At 47.3% G+C, this 5,623-nt stretch carries 6 protein-coding genes; 5 read left to right on the forward strand and 1 reads right to left on the reverse strand.

Annotated elements, in window-relative coordinates; all coding sequences use genetic code 11:
- Positions 1-219 precede the first annotated feature (219 nt).
- Together scpB and QUB20_RS27980 are read left to right on the forward strand one after the other, a co-directional pair.
- Positions 220-735, forward strand: a complete 516-nt coding sequence (gene scpB / locus QUB20_RS27975) for an SMC-Scp complex subunit ScpB (RefSeq protein ID WP_333250817.1) — start codon at positions 220-222, stop codon at positions 733-735.
- 42 nt (positions 736-777) lie between these two features.
- Positions 778-1,125, forward strand: a complete 348-nt coding sequence (locus tag QUB20_RS27980; RefSeq protein WP_015177249.1) for a DUF760 domain-containing protein — start codon at positions 778-780, stop codon at positions 1,123-1,125.
- 318 nt (positions 1,126-1,443) lie between these two features.
- Here QUB20_RS27980 and QUB20_RS27985 read toward each other — a convergent pair whose 3' ends face one another.
- A complete protein-coding gene (locus tag QUB20_RS27985; RefSeq protein WP_333250815.1) occupies positions 1,444-2,664 on the reverse strand; it encodes an HhoA/HhoB/HtrA family serine endopeptidase in 1,221 nt (406 codons plus the stop codon).
- 313 nt (positions 2,665-2,977) lie between these two features.
- On the opposite strand from QUB20_RS27985, the gene QUB20_RS27990 reads away from it, so the two are divergent.
- The 3 genes from QUB20_RS27990 to QUB20_RS28000 form a co-directional block, all read left to right on the forward strand.
- The gene (locus QUB20_RS27990; RefSeq protein ID WP_445299439.1) at positions 2,978-3,892 is read left to right on the forward strand and encodes a peptidoglycan DD-metalloendopeptidase family protein; all 915 of its coding nucleotides are present in this window, start codon (positions 2,978-2,980) and stop codon (positions 3,890-3,892) included.
- 68 nt (positions 3,893-3,960) lie between these two features.
- A complete protein-coding gene (locus QUB20_RS27995; RefSeq protein ID WP_333250811.1) occupies positions 3,961-4,131 on the forward strand; it encodes a hypothetical protein in 171 nt (56 codons plus the stop codon).
- A gap of 273 nt (positions 4,132-4,404) precedes the next feature.
- A partial coding sequence (locus QUB20_RS28000; RefSeq protein ID WP_333291813.1) for a transposase occupies positions 4,405-5,623 on the forward strand: 1,219 nt, incomplete at its 3' end.

The raw sequence follows: 5,623 nt of genomic DNA on the forward strand, positions 1-5,623 counted from the left end.
AATCAGTTGGCGTGTCATCACTGATGCCCTCTAAACACTATCTTTATTCTATGCAACTTCATATAAAATTGGTATAAGGGGAATGTTTATTTCTAACTCTCATTATTCACGACACGGAAGTTACGGAAAGAGGGATAACAGTTGTTTTCCTGAGTCCTTCTTCTTTCTTGCTTCTTCCTTCTTCTTTCAACGTCCCAATTCCTCATTACTAATTCCCAAATGACTCGCTTAGCCACAACAATAGAAGCCATACTTTACTTAAAAGGTCAGCCAGTGTCGATCGCAGAAATTGCCGAGATTGCCAAGTGCGATCGAGCCGAAGCCGAAGACGCCATCATCGAACTCATGTCTGACTCCTCCCACCGCGACAGTGCATTAGAAGTCGTCGAAACCCCCACAGGATACAGCCTGCAACTCAGAGAAGAGTTTGCCAGTTTAATGCAAACTTTAATACCTCCAGAATTAGGTGTGGGAGCTTTGCGGACGCTGGCTGCGATCGCCCTCAAAGGCGGCATCGCTCAGCCAGATTTAGTTAACTTGCGAGGTTCAGGAGCTTACCAACAAGTGCAGGAACTTGTAGAAATGGGTTTCGTCCGCAAACGGCGACCGAGTGAGGGGCGGTCATATTGGTTACAAGTTACCGAGAAATTTCATCGGTACTTTCAAGTAGACCAACTGCCAAAACAATTGCAAATTGACTTTCAGGCAAATTTGTACCCAAGCAATGACGAGTAGTTTGAAGTAGAATGTAACCAGCCAGAAATTAAGAATCGCCAAATGGTTTTTCACCCTGACTTTGACACATCCAATGCCCAACAAACCGCAGTCAATCCACTGCTGAAGTACCTCCAACACCAATCCCCGGAGGTTCTAGCCCGCGTCGCCAAGTCTGTGAGCCCCGACATCAGAGAAATAATCTCTCATAACGTTCAAGGACTTGTCGGCGTTTTGCCTTCCGAAAATTTTAACGTCGAAATTACCACCGATCGCGAAAACTTAGCAGGTTTGCTAGCTTCAGCGATGATGACAGGCTATTTTTTGAGGCAAATGGAGCAAAGGATGCACCTAGAAGAAAATTTAGCAAGCACCAGCTCGATTAAACCAAACTCACCCAAAGACAAGTAAAAAAATCAACGGGTTGGGGAAGCAAGAAAGATGAAAGTTGTTCAGAAAAATCCATAATCCTGAATCATGGAGGCACAGGGAATTAAGAAACCGGGCTGTTAACCGGCTATCCCTCGCGCTACACCGAGGATTTTGGTAAAAAAACCCGGTTACTGCTTCCAGGACTATAAAGCATCAGATTCATCTTCCATCCTCCACCCTTGCAACTAATACCAATTTAAAAAAAGAATGCAACTGCAGATAAGCTCCAAATCCTTATGCAGTAAGTCATTCTTAATTATTTAATCGAAAATCGAAAATCGAAAATCGAAAATGGTATTACCCACCGGCCGAGCTACCCGATAGGGGAAAAGCACCCGGACGTACTTTAATGTTCTGAACTTGACCCAAACGGTTAATTTCCAGTTCGAGTTCCTTGCCCACAACAGTGTTTTCCACCCGTTCTTGCACGTCACCGGGAGTGTTAACCGCAATTCCGTCAACTTTTAGAATGACATCTCCGGGACGCAAGTCGGCTTTTTGAGCGGGGGAATTTTCCACGACTCGCGCTACGGCTACGCCTTGATCGAGGGTAATTTTATTACTATCGAGCTGTTTGTTGAGTTCGGCCTTGGTGGCTGCTGTCAAGCTGACCATTTGAATGCCGAGATAGGGATGTTCGGCTTTACCTTTGGCGAATAACTGATCGGAAATTCGTTTGGCGGTTTCGATCGGAATTGCAAATCCCAAGCCCTGAGCGTCGGCGCGAATGGCGGTATTGATGCCAATTACTTCGCCTTGGTCATTGAGCAGGGGGCCACCAGAATTGCCGGGGTTGATGGCGGCGTCGGTTTGGATGAAGCGGACTCGCTTGTCGGGGATGCCGACTTGAGAACTCGATCGACCCGTAGCGCTGATAATGCCCACAGTCACGGTATTGTCGAGACCTAAAGGATTGCCGATCGCGATCGCCCACTGTCCCGGTACAATATTGTCCGATCGACCCAAAGTCACCTGCGGCAGTTCCTTAGCATTAATCTTAACCACAGCGACATCCGTCAGCGGATCGACTCCCTGCACCTTTCCCTCAAACTCGCGGCCGTCTTTGAGCGTTACCTTGACAGTATCCGTCCCGGAGACAACGTGAGCATTAGTAACGATGCGGCCGTCAGAAGTGAGAATAAACCCGGAGCCCGTACCTCTCTTGACTCGTTCTTCCGGCTGCGGCAAATTCTCCCCAAAAAACCGACGAAACAACGGATTTTTGAAAGCTTCCGGCACTTGATTCGCCACCTTGCTTGATGCGTCAATCCGCACTACAGCCGGGCCGACTTTTTCGGCTGCTTCAGCAATAAAATTGGGATTGCTGCGATCGACTGCCCGATTTTCCTGAACTGAAGGAGAGGGATAGGGGGGGATTTGCTGACGTACTACTGGCAAAACCAATCCGGTTTCCAGATTGTTTGAGCCTTGCAGATAGCGATTTCCCAACCATCCCATACCTCCGCCGATTGACAGCAGAGTCACATAAAGGGTCGCTTGCTTAAAAGATAAACTCATTTAATAACTCCCGCTAAATACCTCATCCCCGCAGACAGGTTCCGAATCAAGCATTGTTGTCTTGGCGACGGGAAGGAAGCGGGGCGGGGCGTACCGCTTCCTCAAGAACATAGCTGTTAACAGGCAGGCGCCCATCGGCATTACAGGCAATTTTGCCGGATTTGCCTAGAGCGAATCAAACTAATAATTCTCATCCTAACTTGGCTTAGCCTGGGATTTACACTCTGGGGGGTGGCTAGAGCTTTCAAATATGCAATTTTACAGGATTTTAAAATTGTCAACTGTCCGAAAGGAATACTTTTTTATGTACATAATGACTTTGAAACGCTTATTTCCGCTGATTTTTGCACTAATTTGGTCGATCGCACCCGTTGAGAAAACGGCGGCAAATACCGAGATCCCACCTGCAAATCTTCCTTTAGGTACACCTGTAGAAAACCCCGACCCGGCCCGCGATTGCCCGAGTCCGGCTATGTCTCGGTTGCGCCGCCACACTGTGGCCCAGGGCGAAACAATAGAAAGCATCGCGCGGCAGTACAATGTGATTCCTGCGGCGCTGATCGGGATAAATCCGATGTTGCGGGGAGGTGGAGTATCTGCGGGAAGTGCGATCGTCATTCCTCCGTACAGTGGCATCGAGGTTGAAGTGCCTGCGGGCTGGAATTGGCAAAAACTGGCAGAAGCTTACAAAGTGCCCGCAGATTTGCTATTTGAGGCGAATGGGTGCAGGCCTTTGGGGAAAACGGTGTTTGTGCCAGCGGTGAATAGGTCGATCGGGCCTTCTATCAATCCCGATGCAACGCAATCGGTGGAAGGATTTCCGCTGCCCGCCCCAGCAGTGGAAGCTTTGCGTTACGGGCGGCAATTGCATCCGGCGCGGCGCGAATTTTTTTTCCACAGCGGCGTAGATTTTTTGGCGTCGGAGGGTACGCAGGTTTTGGCGGCGGGCGAAGGGACTGTCGCCTTTGCCGGGCCGCAGGGGGATTACGGGAATTTAGTGGTGGTGAACCATGAAGCGGGGAAGCAAACGCGCTACGCTCATTTGAAAGATATTGCGGTAAAAGTCGGTCAAAAAGTGCAGTCTGGAGAAGTTTTGGGAACTGTCGGGATGACGGGAAAACGGGACATTCCGCCATCTCATTTGCATTTTGAAGTTCGGTACAATTCGGGTTTGGGTTGGGTTGCTGAAGACCCGCTGCTTTATTTGCAAGCGACTATTAAAAAATAGGATGGTTAGTGTGCTGGGAGGGTGACAACCCGCCCCAAATCCAGACTGGATAAGGATTGATTTGTGTTGTGGTTAAAAAAGATAGGCAGCAGAATTATTACACGATTGCCTATCCCAAAAAATATGTTACTAATCGAGTTCCCATTAATCACTTATTGGTGAACAACTTATTGCCCGATCGCACATTTCTCTCAAATTCGATCGCCCTGAAACCGAGTGAAAATTTGTCTGCTTTGTGACACAGCCCGCCGGGGGTTGAAACCCCCGTCTCATAGCTAAAGTCGGTTGAAACCGACTGAAAATTCGCATGAAACCGATACACATCAACTAATTCTTCAGTCCTCTTTGAGAGGACTTTCGCTATGAGACAGGGGTTTCAACCCCTGGCGGACTCGGCAACGAACCAACTAGGGCGTCGGTTCAGTATCAGGAGTTGACAAAACAGACGGGAAATGATATGTGAATTGAGAAGCCTGTTAAATTCTCACAATCAGGAAGAAGGAAGAAACCTTATGCGTCCTCCCTTATGGCATCCTCCAGTTGAACTCTCAGACGCTGAAGCGTCGATCGTCAAACGCATTAAACGAGCCAAGTTATTCACGTTTCTTCGATTGAATCGTTCATTCATATTTAATGATGAGTTTCAAGAAGAACTTGCTACAATTTTTAAAGACAGCACAGTGGGTCAGAGCCCAATTCCTCCTGCACAAATTGCCTTGGCAATTATTCTGCAAGCCTACTTAGGCATTTCTGATGATGAAGTAATTGAAGAAATGCTCATGGATCAACGTTGGCAGTTAGTTCTTGATTGTCTCAATTGTGAAACTCCCCCTTTTAGCAAAGCCACTTTGGTGAGATTCAGAAAGGGCTTAATTAAAAAAGAACTAGACCAACGTTTAATTGACCGCACCGTAGAAATTGCCAAACAAAAAGGTGGATTTGGCTCATCTCAACTTAAAGTGGCTTTAGATTCATCCCCGTTATGGGGAGCCGGGAAAGTCGAAGATACATATAATCTATTGGGTCATGCTTTGCGTAAGGCGGTGAGTGTGATAGCTGCTGTGCAGGGGAGGGAGCCAGCAGAAATTGCCCATGAAGCAGGTGCACCCATCGTTAATAGTTCCAGCTTAAAAACGGCCTTAGATTTAAACTGGGATGATCCAGTAGAACGTCAAAATGCGCTCTTAATTCTCCTAAATAGCTTAAATTCCGTAGAAGAATGGATGCAAAGCCAGGCTAATTGTGATGACTTTGAAGCGGCTCAAGATTCTTTGTGTGTTGCCCGAGTCATTGAATCCCAAAATGTAACTTTAGACTCTCAAGGAGTTCCGACTCTCCGCCAAGGGGTCGCCAAAGATCGTCGCATTTCTATCGAAGACCCCGATATGCGGCATGGGCGTAAAAGCCGCTCTAAAAAAATAGATGGATATAAACGTCACGTCCTCAAAGATTTAGAGAGTGGTGTAGTTTGCGCGGTTGCGTTGACACGCGCCAATACTCCAGAATCCGCTGCTACAGTTGACCTAGAACGTGACTTAAAATTTCAAAATATTCACCTAGCCGAGTTACATATTGACCGGGCTTATTTATCCAGTCATTGGGTGACACAACGGGATGATAAATTACAGATATTTTGCAAGGCGTGGCCGGTCAGAAATTCTGGACGGTTTGATAAAAATTCTTTTTTTCTTGACTGGGATACGCATTTAATTAGCTGTCCCAATCAGGTAA

The organism is Microcoleus sp. B4-C2 (assembly GCF_036705265.1).
Lineage (GTDB): Bacteria > Cyanobacteriota > Cyanobacteriia > Cyanobacteriales > Microcoleaceae > Microcoleus.

Coding starts and splice junctions, on each gene's coding strand:
- QUB20_RS27990 (WP_445299439.1), top strand. CDS start 2,978: ATGACTTTGAAACGCTTATTTCCGCTGATTTTTGCACTAATTTGGTCG.
- scpB (WP_333250817.1), top strand. CDS start 220: ATGACTCGCTTAGCCACAACAATAGAAGCCATACTTTACTTAAAAGGT.
- QUB20_RS27985 (WP_333250815.1), bottom strand. CDS start 2,664: ATGAGTTTATCTTTTAAGCAAGCGACCCTTTATGTGACTCTGCTGTCA.
- QUB20_RS27980 (WP_015177249.1), top strand. CDS start 778: ATGGTTTTTCACCCTGACTTTGACACATCCAATGCCCAACAAACCGCA.